This is a genomic window from Ancylobacter sp. GW821-FHT10E12 (assembly GCF_058809335.1).
Genome location: NZ_JBXASN010000018.1, coordinates 48,032 through 63,118, shown reverse-complemented (window position 1 = coordinate 63,118; position 15,087 = coordinate 48,032). Strand labels below are relative to the sequence as shown.

Here is a 15,087-nt window from a genome sequence, read left to right as displayed (position 1 = left end):
TTGAAGACATGTCGCTCGAACTCATCCCTGCCCGTCACGGCAAGGCCGTGCATCTGAAGGCCGGCCAGGTCATCGAGGTGATCAACACCCATGGCACGCAGGTGGTCGACACCTGGGCGTTCTGCCCCGAGGACCTCAGCCATTTCATGTCGATGGAGCATACCCGCGTCGAGAACGGCCGGCTGATGCCGGCGGTCGGCCACACGCTGTTCACCAATCGTCGCGAACCGATCCTGGTGCTGGAGGCCGACACGTCCTCGGGCATCCACGACACCATCATGGCCGCCTGCGACCGCTGGCGCTACGAGCATCTCGGCTGCAAGGAGTACCACCGCAACTGCGCCGACAACATGGTGGAGGCGCTGGCGGAGCTGGGGGTCGACTTCCACCACATCCCGCAACCGCTCAACCTGTTCATGAACATCCCCATCGAGGGGGATTTCAGGCTGGTGCAGGGCGCCCCGCCGTCCAGGGCCGGCGACAAGGTGGCGCTGCGCGCGGCGCGCGACTGCATCGTGGTGTTCTCCGCCTGCCCGCAGGACATCACCCCGATCAATGGCGGCAAGCCGGTGGACGCGCATTACGCCGTGACCGGCTGAGCGCCTTCGGCTCCGGTTTTCGGGCGGGCGTCGCGAATCTCTCCTATGCTGGCGGCGGGGCGCTCCTTGCGCTGCCGCCAGCATCCGTGAGCCTGTCGAGACGCCTTTCGATGACCCATTGCGATCCCGAGGGCGCGGCGCCCTCCGCCCGCCGTCCGAATATTCTCCTCATCACCGCCGACCAGTGGCGTGGCGACCTGATGGGCGCCGGCCGGCCCTTCGGCAGCTTCACCCCCCATCTCGACGCGCTGGCCAGGGCGGGCACCTCCTTCGCCAGCCATTACTGCCAAGTCTATCCCTGCGGGCCGTCGCGGGCCTCGCTCTATACCGGCCTCTATGCCCACAAGCACCGCTCGGTCGCCAACGGCATGCCGCTCGATGCCCGGCATCCGACGCTGTTCAGGGAATTGCGCCGGGCCGGCTACCTGCCGACCCTGTTCGGCTATACCGACACCACGCTCGACCCGCGCGGCAAGCCGCCGCTCGACCCCGACAACGGCACCTATGAGAATCTCGCCCCCGGCATCGTCGCCGGCACGGTGCTCACCGAGCGCGCCACCCCCTGGCTCGCGCATCTGAAGGCGAACGGCTACCGGGTGGACGACCCCGATGCCGGCCGCGAGGCGATCTTCGCCCAGCGCCGCTTCGGCGAGCCGGCGGTGTTTGCCGCCGAGCATTCGGAAACCGCCTTCCTCACCGACCGCTTCCTCGACTGGCTCGGCGTGGTCGGCAAGGCGCCCTTCTGCGCCCATCTCTCCTACATCGCCCCGCACCCTCCCTTCGGTGCGGCCGACCCCTATCACCGGCTGATCGACCCCGCCGACATGCCGCCGCCGGTGCGCGGCGCCGACCCCTCGGTCGAGGCGGGCCAGAGCCCGCTGATCGCCGCTCTGATCGCCAGGATCGGGCTCACTGCACACCTCATCGGTCTGACTGGACAGGCGGCCTCGGCCGACGAAAACCTCGTCCGGCGCATGCGCGCCATCTATGCCGGCCTCGCCCATGAGGTGGATCACCATCTCGGCCGCATCTTCCGGGCGCTGCAGGAACAGGGGCTCTGGAACGACACAATCATCGTCTTCACCGCCGATCACGGCGAGCAGCTCGGCGACCATTGGATGCTGGGGAAGACCGGCTATTACGACCAGTCCGCCCATATCCCCTTGATAATCCACGATCCTCGTCCGAGCGCCGATGGCGGGCGTGGCAAAAGCGTCGACCTGTTCACCGAGTCGATCGACCTCATGCCGACGCTTCTCGATGGTGCCGGCCTGCCGGTGCCGCGCAATTGCGACGGGAGCAGCCTGTTGCGGCTCTGCGCGGGCGAGACCCCGCCCGATTGGCGCGACGAGGTGCATTGGAGCTTCCATTTCGGCGACATTGTCACCGGGCAGATGGAGCAGGCGCTCGGCCTGCCGACCCGCCTCTGCAACCTGCAGGTCGTGCGAACCAAGTCATTGAAATATATTCATTTTGCGGGCTTTTCGCCCGTCGTTTTCGACCTTGGCGTCGATCCCGGCGAGCTGGAAAATCGCGCCGGCGACCCGTCGGCGGCGGTGCTGCGGCTGGAAGGCGCGGAGCGGCTGCTCGCCTTCCGCCAGCGCCACGAGGAGGAGACGCTTACCGGACATCTTGCGCGGGACGGGAAATTCCATGTGCAGGCATAGATCATATTGGAATGATTAAAAGATGATATCGGACCGAAATCCAAGACTATCTCTTAAATAGAACAATTAAAAACTTAGCATTACTAATTGTTTAGTTGACATGGATGGCTCAGCCAACGGATAGGCAACACTGTTTTCGCTCTGCCGGTGAAGCTGATCCATGCCCGTCTCGACGACGCCGTATCGTATCTTGCCCTGCCGCCGTGATGTTCTCGGCGCGCTCGCGCTGACCTTGGTTGGCGGGATCGCCATCCCTCGGCCCGCGGCGGCGCAGGTCTCACTGAAGGACGTCACCGGGCGCGAAATCGGGCTGGCGAAGCCGGCGAGCCGCATCGTCATCGGCGATGGCCGCTTCCTGCTGGCACTGGCCTCGATCCACCCCGATCCGGTGTCGCTGCTCGCCGGCTGGCCGCGCGACATCAACCGCATCGGGCGGTCGGCCTATGACGACTATCGGAAAAAATTCCCTGCTCTCAACGACTTGCCGCAGACCTCCTCCGCCAATGCGGCGATCTCGGTGGAGCGGATCATCGCCGCCCGGCCGGACCTCGCGGTATTCTCGCTCGGCGCGCAGCCCTCGGATGAGGAGCGGTCGCGGCTGGAGGCGGCCGGCATTCCGGTCGCCATCGTCGATTTCTTCGTCCGGCCGCTGGACAATATGGAGGCGAGCCTGCGCCTGCTCGGCCTGGCGACAGGGAGCACGGCGCAGGCCGAGGATTTCATCGCCTTCCGCCGCGCGCATTTCGAGGCGGTGCGCACCCGCGTGGCCGGCCTCGCGGCGACGCAGAAGCCGCGGCTGTTCTTCGAGGCGCATGCGGCGATGACCGCCGATTGCTGCAATTCGCCGGGGCGCGGCAATATCGGCGAGACGATCGAGGCGGTGGGCGCGATCAATATCGGCGCGCCGGTGATTTCCGGTGCCTTCGGCAAGCTTAATCTCGAATATGCCATCGCCCAGGATCCGCAGATCTATGTCGCGACCGGCGGCAGCCACATGGAAGGCACGGCCGGCCTGCTGATCGGACCGGAATACAGTGTGGAACGGGCGCGGGAAACGCTGGCCGGGCTCGTCCGCCGGCCCGGCTTCGAGGGCATGAGCGCGGTGCGCGACCGCCGCGTCTACGGCCTCGCCCACCAGATGCTCAACTCGCCGCTCGACGTGCTGACGCTCGAGGTCATAGCGCGCTGGGCGCATCCCGAGCTGTTCGCCGATCTCGATCCCGACGCCACCCTCGCCGAGATCAACCGCCGCTTCCTCGCCGTGCCCGTCGCCGGGCCGAACTGGATCGCGCTCGACTGAGCCGCCCGCATTCCAAAAGCCTGCATGCCATGAAACGGAGACTTCCCATGCGCCTCGCCGCCCGGATTGAAAGGCCCTTCGCCGTCCCCTCGCTGCGGACGCTGCTGCTGGGCGCAACGCTGCTGCTGGCCCCGGTCTGCGCGCAGGCGGAGCCGGAATTCCTGCGCATGGTGAAGCCGGGTCCCGGCGTCTACGAACTGGTGTTCAGCGGCCCGATGAACCGGCTCTACGTGGCGTCCGCGGGCACGCGCGGCTCCACCGAGGCCAAGGTGCTGGCGCTCGATCCGGCGACGCTGGAGACCCGGGAGACCATCGATTTCGGCTCGGAAGCCGCCTTCGGCCTCGGCATCAACAACAAGACCAAGATGCTCTATGCCACCCAGACCCGCATCGGCTCGGTCGCGGTGGTCGACCTCTCCACCGGCAAGGTGGTCGCCAATCTGAAGAAGGGCGACAAGGCGCATGTGCGCGAGGCGGTCGCCGACGAGGTGAATAACCGCGTCTATGTCAGCGTCATGGGCCGCGGCGAGGTGCCGAGCTCGATCTGGGTGATCGACGGCGCGACGAACACGCTGGCCGGCAGCATCGACGGCCTGCCCGGCTCCGTTACCGGCATCGCGGTGGATGGCAAGAACGGCCGGCTGTTCGCGTCGGTCATGGACCGCAACGAGGTGCTGGTGATCGATCCGGTCGCCGGGAAGGTGCTGAAGACTTTTCCGTCGGGCGGCGACAACGCGATCAACCTCGCCTATGACCCGAACGGCAACCAGCTGTTCGTCGCGCATCAGGGGTCCGGCGAGGTCGTGATCCTCGATGCCGGCGACGGTCGCCTGGTCAAGAAGATCCCCACCGGCGAGAGCGCCCTGGGCGTCGCCGTCGATCCGGCGCGCAGCCTGGCCTATGTCGCCAACCGCCGCGCCGGCTATGTCACGCTGATCGACACCAAGACGCTGGACGTGTTGGCCAATGTGGTGACCGGCTCCATGCCGAATACCGTCGCGATCGATCCGGCGACCGGCAACGCCTATGTCACCAACAAGTCGAAGATGGGTCCGCGCCCGCCGCGTCCGCCCCAGCCCGCCGCCGGCGCCGCGCCCGCGGGTGGCGAGACGGCGGCTGCCGCGCCGCCGGCCGGTCCCGCGCCCGGCGGACGGTCGGCGCCGATGATCGATCCGTTCGGCGACACCGTCGCGCTGATCAAGCCGTGACACCTGTGCCGTGACCAAAGCGCTGATGATGAAGACGACCGAGATGGCCGGCTGCGGGGAGGCCGTATCCGCGGCATCCCCCGCCGAGACGTCACCCTTCGTCCTCGTCGGGTCGAGGGAAACCGTGGTGGCGCGGGGCTGCCGACCTGTTCCGGCGGCTGGCGACACCACGCTCGGCCAGCGGCTGGCCGACGCCCTGCGCCCAGGCGAAGGCGGCGCGCCGGCGCTGGTCGGCGCCCTGCCTTATGATCGCACGCGCCCGGCCCATCTCCTGCGGCCGCAGCATTGGTCGCGTCGCGACGGACGCGCTTCCGCCCTGCCGGCATTCGGCGCGCCGGCACTGGTGCGCGCCGGCGAGGGGCCGCGGTGGCAGGTGACGGCCGAACCGCCGCTCGCCGCCTATCGCATGGCGGTCGCCGAGGCGCTGGCACGGATGCAGCGGCAGCCGGAACTGCGCAAGGTGGTGCTCGCCCGCGCGCTGCGGCTGGGCGGCGACCGGCCGATAGATGCCGGCGCATTGCTTGGCCGGCTTGCCGAGGACCCCGCGGCCACGGCCTTTTGCGTGCCGCTGCCGACGGAAACCGGGGCTCCGCGCCTGCTGGTCGGCGCCACGCCGGAACTGCTGGTGTCGCGAAAGGGCGACGAGGTCGTCTCCGCTCCGCTTGCCGGATCGGCCCGGCGTTCGGCCGATGCGATCGCCGACCGCGCCGCCGCCGAGCAATTGGTGGCCTCGGACAAGGACCGGCGCGAACATGGCGAAGTCGTCACCGCCATCCTCGACGAGCTGGCGCCGTTCTGCCGGGATCTCGGCACGCCGGAGGGGACGCGCCTCGTCTCCACCGCCAGCATGTGGCATCTCGGCACGCGGATCGTCGGGCGGCTGCGCCATTCCTCGCCGTCCAGCATCGAGCTCGCCGCGCTGCTGCATCCGACGCCGGCCGTCTGCGGCACGCCGCGGGCGGCTGCCGCGCAGGTCATCGCCGAGCTCGAAGGCCATGATCGGGGCTTCTATGCCGGCGCCGTCGGCTGGTGCGACGCGCAGGGCGACGGTGCCTGGTACGTCGCCCTGCGCTGTGCCGAGATCGCCGGCTGCGCGGCGCGGCTGCATGCTGGTGCCGGCATCGTGCCGGGCTCCGATCCGGCCGCGGAGGGCGAGGAGACGGCGGCGAAATTCGCCGCGATGCTGCGCGCCCTCGGCCTCGACGAGGCGATCGCCTTCGAGGAGGCACTCGCATGATTCCGCTGATCCAGCCCTTCCCGTCCGCCTTCGCTGCGCGTTACCGGCAGGCCGGCTATTGGCGCGGCGAGACCTTTCCCGGCATGCTGCGCGATCTTGCCATACGCCACGCCGACCGGATCGCGGTGGTCGGCGGCGCGCAGCGCTGGAGCTATGCCGAACTCGCCGACCGGGCCGAGCGGGCGGCGGCCGGCTTGCTGGCGCTGGGGCTGCGGCCCGGCGACCGGGTGGTGGTGCAACTGCCGAACATTCCCGAATTCCTGTCGGTGGTGTTCGGCCTGTTCCGTGCCGGGCTCATCCCGGTCTACGCGCTGTCGGCGCATCGGGCGGTCGAGATCGTGCATTTCGCCCGCACCGCGGAAGCGCGGGCCTATGTCATCGCCGAACGGCACGAAGGGTTCGACTATCGCGGCCTCGCCGAAGACGTATGCCGGGAGGTGCCGGCGATCGAGCGGGTGATCGTGGTCGGCGAGGCCGGCCGGTTCACGCCGTTCGAGACGCTCGCCGGCGATCCGGCCGCGCTGCCGGGCGACCCCGATCCCTCGCAGGTTGCCTTCCTGCAGATTTCCGGCGGCAGCACCGGCCTGTCCAAGCTCATCCCGCGCACCCATGACGACTATATCTACAGCTTCCGGGCCAGCGCCGAGATCTGCGGCCTCTCCCCGGAGAGCGTCTATCTCGCCGCCCTGCCGGTGGCGCATAATTTCCCGATGAGCTCGCCCGGCGCGTTCGGCGTGCTCCATGCCGGCGGGTGCGTGGTGATGGCGCCTTCGCCGAGCCCGGAGGCGGCCTTCCCGCTGATCGAGCGCGAGAAGGTGACGATCACCGGCCTGGTGCCGCCGCTGGCGCTGTTATGGATGCAGGCCGCGCCCGCGAGCCGGCATGACCTGTCGAGCCTTCAGGTGCTGCAGGTCGGCGGCGCCAAGTTCATGCCGGAGGCGGCGCGGCGGGTGCGCCCGACGCTCGGCTGCACGCTGCAGCAGGTGTTCGGCATGGCCGAGGGCCTCGTCAACTACACCCGCCTCGACGACCCGGAGGAGGTCATCGTCGGCACGCAGGGCCGGCCGATCAGCCCGGACGACGAGGTGCTGATCCTGGACGACGCGGGCCGGCCGGTGACGAAGAGCGAGGTCGGCCACCTGCTGACCCGCGGCCCCTACACGATCCGCGCCTATCACAATAATGAGGGTGCCAATGCCCGCTCCTTCACCGCCGACGGCTTCTACCGCACCGGCGACATGGTCCGACGCACGCCGGATGGCTGTCTCGTCGTCCAGGGACGGGCGAGCGACCACATCAACCGCGCCGGCGAGAAGATCTCCGCCGAGGAGATCGAGGACCATCTGCTCGGCCATCCGAACGTGTTCGATGCCGCGGTGGTCTCGCTGCCGGACGCGTTTCTCGGCGAGCGCAGCTGTGCCTTCGTGATCGCGCAGGGCGAACAGCCGAAGGCGGCGGCGCTGAAGGCGTTCATGCGCACGCGCGGCCTTGCCGACTTCAAGGTGCCGGACCAGATCGTCTTCGTGCCGGCCTTCGAGACCACGGCGGTGGGCAAGGTCAGCCGCAAGGAACTGCGTGCGTCGCTGCGCCGGCAGTTCCTTGCCGCCCAGCCGGGAGACTGATCCATGGTACAGAAGGCGGGATTGCCGCGCATCGCCCCCTATCCGTTGCCCGCGCCGGCCGAATTGCCGGCCTCGCGCGCACCCTGGCGGCTCGCGCGCGAGCGGGCGGCGCTGCTGGTCCACGACATGCAGGGCTATTTCGTCGGCGCCTTCGCGCCCGGCGGGGCGCCGATCGCTCCCGCCATCGCCAATATCGCCGCGCTGGCCGCCGCCGCCCGCGCCGCCGGGGTTCCGGTGTTCTACACCGCGCAGGAGGGCGACCAGGACCGGCGCGACCGCGGCCTGCAGGCCGACCTGTGGGGGCCGGGCATGAGCTGGTCACCCGATCACCAGTCGATCATACCCGAGCTGACGCCGAAGCCGGGCGACCTGGTGCTGGTGAAGCATCGCTACAGCGCCTTCCAGCGCTCCAATCTGGAGACCCTGATGCGTGCACGCGGGCGCGACCAGCTGATCGTGAGCGGCATCTACGCCCATATCGGCTGCCAGCTCACCGTTGCCGATGCGTTCATGCGCGATATCGAGCCGTTCTTCGTCGCCGATGCGCTCGCCGATTTCTCGCGCGAGAAGCACGACGGCGCTCTCGCCTATGTCGCCGCCACCTGCGGCGTCGTCACCGCCACCGCCGATCTCATGGAGGCGCTCCGATGATCGAGCCCGCCGATATCCGCCGGCTCGCCGAGCCGCGCGAGACGCTGACCCTGGAGCGGATGCGCCGCGACATTGCTGTCATGCTGCACGAGGACCCGTCCGAGATCGGCGAGGCTGACAGCCTGATCGATCTCGGCCTCGATTCGATGCGGGCGATGAATCTCGTGCTGCAATGGAGCGAGGGCGGGCTCGACCTCGAATTCTCCGAATTTGCCGAGGATCCGACGCTTGCCGGCTGGTGGGGCATCGTCGCGCGCCAGCAGGCGCGGCGCGGCTGATCGCCATGACCGACCCGTCCGCTGCTCCCGACTTTTGGCCGCTGACCGAGGCGCAGAGTGGCTTGTGGTATGCGCAGCGGCTCGACCCGGCCAACCCGCTGTTCAATACCGGCCAATATATCGAACTGAAGGGCGACCTCGATTTCGATGGCTTCGGCGCGGCCGTGGCTCAGGCAGTGGGGGAGGCGCAGGCGCTCTCGTTGCGCATGATCGACGCTGTCGGCGGTCCCCGGCAGTGCCTCGATCCCGCCCGTCGTCCGCGGCTGCAGGTGATCGACGTGTCGGGCGCGGCCGATCCGCTTGCGGCCGCGCAGGCCGACATCGCCCGCGACATGGCAACCGCCATCGATCCCGTGGCCGCCCCGCTTGCCGCCGAGCGGCTGTTCCGGCTCGGCCCGGCGCATCATGTCTGGCAGCAGCGCATCCACCACCTCGCCATCGACGGCTACGGCATGATCCTGCTGACCCAGCGGGTAGCCGACATCTATAACGCCCGGCGGCGCGCGGATGCGCCGGGGCTCATGCTGCCGGGGCTCGATGCGGTGCTGGCCGAGGACGCCGCCTATCGTGCATCGGATAAGCGTATCGCCGACGCCGCCCATTGGCGGGAGGCGTTCGCCGATCAGCCCGAGATTGCCAGTCTCGCGGCCGGGGCGCCGGTGAGCGCCTTCAGCTTCCACCGGCGGGCGACGGAGCTCGGCGCCGGCACCGTCGCGAACCTGCGCAGGCTGGCGCAGCGCGTTGCCATTCCCTGGCCGGACATCCTCACCGCCCTGTGCGCGGCTTATTGCCAGCGTCATGCCGGCACGCCGGAAGTGGTGCTCGGCGTACCGCATATGGGCCGGCTCGGCAGCCGCGCGGCGCGGGTGCCGGCCATGCTGATGAACGTGCTGCCGCTGCGGGTGGCGCCTCGCCCCGGCGAGCCGCTCGCCGATTTCCTTGCCACGGTCGCGCGTTCCCTGGTGCGCGCGCGCCGCCACGGACGCTATCGCAGCGAACAATTGCGGCGTGACCTCAAGCTGATCGGCCGCCAGCGGCGGCTGTACGGTCCGCTGGTCAATGTGCTGCCCTTCGACGAGGCGCCAGGCTTCGACGGGCTGGAGTCGCGGCTGGAGGTGCTGAGCGCCGGACCGGTCGACGACATCACCTTCACCTTTCGCGTTCATGGCGCCGACGGCCTGCGGCTGGAAGTCGACGCCAATCCCGACCTTTATGCCGCCGACGAGACCCTGGCCCATGCCCGCCGGCTCGACGCCTTCATCGCCGCCGCGCTGACGGCCGAGCGGCTCGACGAGGTGCCCACCGCCACCGCGGCGGAAGCGCATCGCCATATCGTGGTGATGAACGCCACCGCGCATCCGGTGCCGGACGTCACCCTTGCCGCGCTGATCGAGGCGCAGATGCGCGCACGCCCGCAGGCGTCGGCGGTGCGGTTCGAGGGGATGGAGCTTTCCTATGGCGAACTCGACCGCCGGAGCGCGGCGCTCGCGTCGCGGCTGGTCGCGGGCGGGGCGGGCCCCGATGCCATCGTCGCGGTGGCGCTGCCGCGTTCGCTGGAGCTGATCGTCGCGCTGGTGGCGGTGCTGCGGGCGGGCGCGGCCTATCTGCCGCTCGACCTCGCCCATCCCGACGAGCGGCTGGCCCGCGTCCTCGCCTCCGCCAAGCCCTGTCTCGCCCTTGTCCTGGCGGCGGATGCCGGCCGGTTGGCGCCGCATGTACCGGTGCTGGCGCCGCCGGACTGGCCGGCGGAACCCGTGGGGGCTGCGCCGAGCGGGCCGGCGCCCGAAGATGCCGCCTATGTCATCTACACCTCGGGCTCGACCGGCGAGCCCAAGGGAGTGGTCATCGAGCACCGCGCCATCGTCAACCGGCTGGAATGGATGCGCGTCCACTACGCCATCGGGCCGGACGAGCGCATCGTGCAGAAGACGCCGGCGGGTTTCGACGTCTCGGTATGGGAGTTCTTCCTGCCGCTGATTGCCGGTGCGGTGCTGGTGGTGGCCTCGCCCGAGGCGCATCGCGATCCGGTGGCGCTGGCCGCCCTGTTTCGTGCCGAGGCCGTCACGACCGCGCATTTCGTGCCCTCCATGCTTGCCGCCTTCCTCGCCGAGCCGGCCGTGCGCGGCCTCAGCCTGCGCCGCGTCTTCTGCTCGGGCGAGGAATTGCCGGCCGATCTGCGCGACCGCTTCCACCGCATGCTCACGGCCGAGCTGCACAATCTCTACGGTCCGACCGAGGCGGCGGTAGATGTGAGCTTCTGGCCGGCCGGCCCGGACGACCGCTCCCGGCCGGTGCCGATCGGCTTTCCGGTGTGGAACACAAGGCTCTACGTGCTCGACGAGGCGATGCGCCCGCAGCCGCCCGGCGTCCCCGGCCATCTCTTTCTCGCCGGCATGCAGCTGGCACGCGGCTATCTCGGTCGGCCGGATCTTACCGCCGAGCGCTTCCTGGCCGATCCCTTCGTGCCGGGCGAGCGCATGTATCGCTCCGGCGACCTCGCCTTCCATCGGCCGGACGGGGCGGTGGTGTTCCTCGGTCGCTCCGACCATCAGGTCAAGATCCGCGGCCTGCGCGTCGAGCTCGGCGAGATCGAGGCGGCGATCATGCAAAGCGGCCTTGCCCGCCAATGCGCCGTGCTCGCCCGCCGCGACGCTGTCGGAGCCCAGCGGATCGCCGCCTACGTCGTGGGCGCCACCGATGTGGCGGCGCTGCGCGACCGGCTGGCGACACGGCTGCCGGACTATATGGTGCCGTCCGCCATCGTGCCGCTCGAGGCGCTGCCGGTCACCTCGAACGGCAAGCTCGACCGTGCTGCCTTGCCGGAGCCGGACGTCGGCGGCGGGCAGGGGCGAGCGCCCGGCACGCCGAGCGAGCGGTTGATCGCCGCGCTGTTCCGGGAGGTGCTGGGGGTCGAAGCGGAACTGTCGGCGGAGGACGATTTCTTCGCGCTGGGCGGGGATTCGCTGCAGGCGGTGGCGCTGCTGCTGCGGCTGCGGCAGGATTCCGGCCGCGATCCCGGCCTCGGCGCGCTGTTCGCCGCCCCCACCGTCGCCGGGCTGGCGGCGGCGCTTGACGAGGACGCCGCCTCGGCCGCCTTCGGGCTGGAGCCGGTCATCCGGCTGGCGGAGGGCGAACCGGAATTGCCGCCACTGTTTGCGATCCATCCTGCCGGCGGGCTCGCCTGGTGCTATGGCGGGCTTGCACGGGCGCTGACGCCGCGCCGTGCCGTCCATGGCCTTCAGGCGCCGGCGCTGTCGCCCCACGCGCTCCTGCCGTCGAGCCTCGATGCGCTGGCGGCGGATTATGCGCGACGCATCCGCACCCTCGCGCCAAACGGACCGTATCACCTCCTCGGCTGGTCGGTCGGCGGCATCATCGCCCAGGCAGTGGCGGTGGAACTGCGCCGTCAGGGCGCATCGGTCGGCATGGTGGCGTTGCTCGATGCCTATCCGAGCGATTGCTGGCGCGCCGAGCCGGAGCCGTCGCCCGAGGCGGCGCTGAAGGCGCTGCTCGCCATCGCCGGCCACGATCCCGACCGCCTGCCCGGCCTCGCCCTGGATCGTGCCTCGGTCGTCGCCTTCCTGCGGGCGAGCGACAGCCCGCTGGGCACCCTGCCGGAAGCCGCCCTCGACGGCGTGGTCCGGGTGGTCTCCGCCAACAACCGGCTGGTGCGCGGGCATTTCCACGCGCGCTATGAGGGGCCGCTCACCTTCTTCCGCGCCGCGCTGGATCATGTGGGGCGCGATCTCCACCCGTCGGCATGGGCACCCTATGCCGGCCGCATCGACGTCACCGAGATTGCCAGCCTGCACGCGCACCTCACTGGCCGCGAGGCGGTCGCCGCCATCGCGCCGGTGCTGTGCGAGGCGATGGCCGCATGTGAGCGAACAGAGGAAACCCCATGCGCGAGACCGGACTGCGTGGACGCATCGCCTTCGTCACCGGAGCGGGCGGAGGCATAGGCCAGGCCGTGGTCCGGCTGCTGGCGGAGGAGGGCGCGCGCGTCGTCGCCACCGATCGCGATGCCGACATGCTGGCGCCCATCGCCGCCGAATTCGGCGCCCGCGTGCGGACCGAAGTGCTCGACGTGCGATCCACCGAAGCGGTGGAGAACGTGGTCGCCCGCATCGAGGCGGAGGAAGGGCCGATCGATTGCGGGGCCAGCGTCGCCGGGGTGCTGTCGCACCAGACGGTGCTGGAAACCGACGATGCCGAGTGGGACCGGGTGTTCGACATCAACGCCAAGGGGGTGTTCCGGGTCGGGCGGGCGCTCGGCCGGCGCATGCAGCCGCGCGGACGTGGCGCGCTGGTCACCGTCGCCTCCAACGCCGCCGGGGTTCCGCGCCACGCCATGGCCGCCTACGCGGCGTCCAAGGCGGCCGCGGCGATGTTCACCCGCTGCCTCGGGCTGGAGCTCGCCCCGCACGGCATACGCTGCAACATCGTGGCACCAGGCTCGACGCTCACGCCGATGCAGACCGGGATGTGGGCGGACGAACAGGGTGCGGCGCGGGTGATCGAGGGCTCGCCGGCCGCCTTCAAGGCGGGCATTCCGCTCGGCAAGCTGGCAACCCCGGAGGACGTGGCGGAGGCGGTGGTGTTCCTGCTCTCCGACCGCGCCGGGCACATCACAATGGCCGACCTCTATGTCGACGGCGGCGCTACCCTGCGGGCGTAGAAGGCTTATTCGCCGAGCGCGCGGTCGACCATCACCTGCACGAAGCCGCGCGAGCAGCGCTCGACGCGGGCCTCGACGCTATAGACCCGCGCCAGCATGTCCGGGGTGATCGCCGCCTCCGGCGTGCCGTCCGCTGCGGGATGTCCTTGTGAAAGAACGATAATTCGTTGGCACCACCGTGCCGCCAGGGGGATGTCGTGGAGCACGACCACGACGATCATGCCGCGTTCCCGCGCCACCTCGCGCACCAGCTTCATCACCGTCAGCTGGTGGTGGATGTCGAGGGCGCTGGTCGGCTCGTCGAGGAGCAGTACTTTCGGCTCGCGCACCAGGCACTGGGCGAGGCTGGCGAGCTGGCGCTGGCCGCCGGACAGTTCGTCGAGCCCGCGCATGGCGAGGTCGGCGATGCCGAGACGGCGCAGGATATCGAGGGATTTCTTTTCCGTCGCAATATCTTGGCGGGAAAGGCCCGACCGGAGCGCGCTCAAGGTCGCCTCGAAGACGGACAGCGAGACGCGCGGCGGCAGCGATTGCGGCATATAGGCGACCCGGCTCGCATAGGCGGCGGGATCGAGGCCCATGAGCTCGCTTCCGTCGAGGCGGATCGAGCCGCGCGCCGGAACCAGCCCGGCGATCGCGCGCAGCAACGTGGTCTTGCCGGCGGCGTTCGGTCCGACCAGTGCGGTGACCGATGAGCCCGAAATCGCGCTGAGGTCCAGCCCGTCGATGATCCGGCGGGACCCGTAGCCGACCGAGAGGCCGGCAATGTCGAGGCGCGCGTCGTGCGTCACAGCCGCTCCCGCCGCGAGAGGATCAGTACCATGAAGAACGGTACCCCGATGAGGGCGGTGACGATGCCGACCGGGATGAGGGCGCCGGGTACGATGAGCTTGCTCGCCACCGAGGACAGCGACATCAGCCCGGCGCCGGTGAGGGCGCTGGCCGGCAGGTAGAAGCGGTGGTCCTCGCCGACCAGCAGCCGGGCGATGTGCGGGGCGACCAGCCCGATGAAGCCGATGGTGCCGACAAAGGCGACGCAGGTGCCGGCGAGCAGGCTGACCCGCAGCAGCGAGGCGAAGCGCAGCCGCCCGAGCGCGATGCCGAAGCTGCGGGCGCGGTCCTCGCCGAGGCGCAGCGCCGTCATCCGCCAGGAATCGCGCAGCGCGAAGGGCACGACGACGGCGAGGACGGTGGCCAGCACCCCGAGCTTGCCCCAGGTGGCGCGGGCGAGGCTGCCCATCGACCAGAAGACCAGCTGCTGCAGCGCCTCCTGGCTGGCGACGAACTGCACCAGCGCCACCAGCGCATTGAAGGTAAACACCATGGCGATGCCGAACAGCACCAGCGTCTCGACCCCGGTGCCGCGCAGCCGCGCCAGCGCCTGCAGCAGCAGCACCGAGCCGAAGGCGAAGGCGAAGGCGAAGACCGGCAGGTTCCAACCTCCCGGCAGGCCGGGCACGGCGAGGCCGAGCACGATGGAAAGCGCGGCGCCGAACGAGGCGGCCGAGGAGACGCCGAGGGTGAACGGGCTCGCCAGCGGATTGTTGAGGATGGTCTGCATCTCCGCGCCGGCGAGCGCCAGCGCCGCGCCGACCAGCACCGCCATCAGCGCCGCCGGCAGCCGCACCTCCCAGACGATGACGCGGATGCCGGCATCGGCGCCGGCCGGATCGAGGAGGGTGCGCAACACCTGGCCGAGCGGCAGGCCGGAGGGGCCGGTGGCGATGTCGACGAGCATGCCGGCGGCCATGACCGCCAGCAGCACCGCCAGCAGCGCCATCCGCCGGCGCTGGCGGCTTGCATAGGCGGCGAGGGGGGACACGGCCGGTTCCGGCGAATTGCCCCGC

Annotated in this window: 12 protein-coding genes; 10 read left to right on the top strand and 2 right to left on the bottom strand. The window is 70.1% G+C overall.

All coding sequences use genetic code 11. The features are described 5' to 3' along the window. The first annotated feature begins 8 nt into the window (after nt 1-8). From AC1RU4_RS21455 to AC1RU4_RS21410, 10 genes are all read left to right on the top strand, one after another. Complete coding sequence (locus AC1RU4_RS21455; protein WP_492893177.1) at nt 9-599, top strand: DUF1989 domain-containing protein; 591 nt, start codon at nt 9-11, stop codon at nt 597-599. Between the two features lie 110 nt (nt 600-709). Beyond that, a complete protein-coding gene (locus AC1RU4_RS21450; protein ID WP_492893176.1) occupies nt 710-2,266 on the top strand; it encodes an alkaline phosphatase family protein in 1,557 nt (518 codons plus the stop codon). A gap of 160 nt (nt 2,267-2,426) precedes the next feature. After that, the gene (locus AC1RU4_RS21445) at nt 2,427-3,566 is read left to right on the top strand and encodes an ABC transporter substrate-binding protein (RefSeq protein WP_492893175.1); all 1,140 of its coding nucleotides are present in this window, start codon (nt 2,427-2,429) and stop codon (nt 3,564-3,566) included. Between the two features lie 47 nt (nt 3,567-3,613). Next, complete coding sequence (locus AC1RU4_RS21440; RefSeq protein ID WP_492893174.1) at nt 3,614-4,774, top strand: YncE family protein; 1,161 nt, start codon at nt 3,614-3,616, stop codon at nt 4,772-4,774. Between the two features lie 10 nt (nt 4,775-4,784). After that, nucleotides 4,785-6,011 carry an isochorismate synthase gene (locus AC1RU4_RS21435; protein ID WP_492893173.1) on the top strand — a complete coding sequence of 409 codons (1,227 nt, stop codon included), beginning with the start codon at nt 4,785-4,787 and terminating at the stop codon, nt 6,009-6,011. Continuing rightward, nucleotides 6,008-7,633 (top strand): (2,3-dihydroxybenzoyl)adenylate synthase, encoded by a 1,626-nt coding sequence (locus tag AC1RU4_RS21430; protein WP_492893172.1) that lies wholly within the window; start codon nt 6,008-6,010, stop codon nt 7,631-7,633. The genes AC1RU4_RS21435 and AC1RU4_RS21430 overlap by 4 nt, the downstream gene beginning before the upstream one ends. A gap of 3 nt (nt 7,634-7,636) precedes the next feature. Next, nucleotides 7,637-8,284 (top strand): isochorismatase family protein, encoded by a 648-nt coding sequence (locus AC1RU4_RS21425; protein WP_492893171.1) that lies wholly within the window; start codon nt 7,637-7,639, stop codon nt 8,282-8,284. Beyond that, the gene (locus AC1RU4_RS21420) at nt 8,281-8,562 is read left to right on the top strand and encodes a phosphopantetheine-binding protein (RefSeq protein ID WP_492893170.1); all 282 of its coding nucleotides are present in this window, start codon (nt 8,281-8,283) and stop codon (nt 8,560-8,562) included. The genes AC1RU4_RS21425 and AC1RU4_RS21420 overlap by 4 nt, the downstream gene beginning before the upstream one ends. 5 nt (nt 8,563-8,567) lie before the next feature. Next, nucleotides 8,568-12,524: an amino acid adenylation domain-containing protein gene (locus tag AC1RU4_RS21415; RefSeq protein ID WP_492893169.1), complete on the top strand. Its 3,957-nt coding sequence runs from the start codon at nt 8,568-8,570 to the stop codon at nt 12,522-12,524. Then, nucleotides 12,464-13,240, top strand: coding sequence for a 2,3-dihydro-2,3-dihydroxybenzoate dehydrogenase (locus AC1RU4_RS21410; RefSeq protein WP_492893168.1), 777 nt, complete (start codon nt 12,464-12,466; stop codon nt 13,238-13,240). Before AC1RU4_RS21415 ends, AC1RU4_RS21410 begins: the two co-directional genes overlap by 61 nt. Nucleotides 13,241-13,245: 5 nt before the next feature. On the opposite strand, the gene AC1RU4_RS21405 is transcribed toward AC1RU4_RS21410, so the two are convergent. Next, nucleotides 13,246-14,031 (bottom strand): ABC transporter ATP-binding protein, encoded by a 786-nt coding sequence (locus AC1RU4_RS21405; RefSeq protein ID WP_492893167.1) that lies wholly within the window; start codon nt 14,029-14,031, stop codon nt 13,246-13,248. Next, on the bottom strand, nt 14,028-15,020 hold the full coding sequence (locus AC1RU4_RS21400; RefSeq protein WP_492893241.1) for a FecCD family ABC transporter permease: 993 nt from the start codon (nt 15,018-15,020) through the stop codon (nt 14,028-14,030). The genes AC1RU4_RS21405 and AC1RU4_RS21400 overlap by 4 nt, the downstream gene beginning before the upstream one ends. Nucleotides 15,021-15,087: the final 67 nt, after the last annotated feature.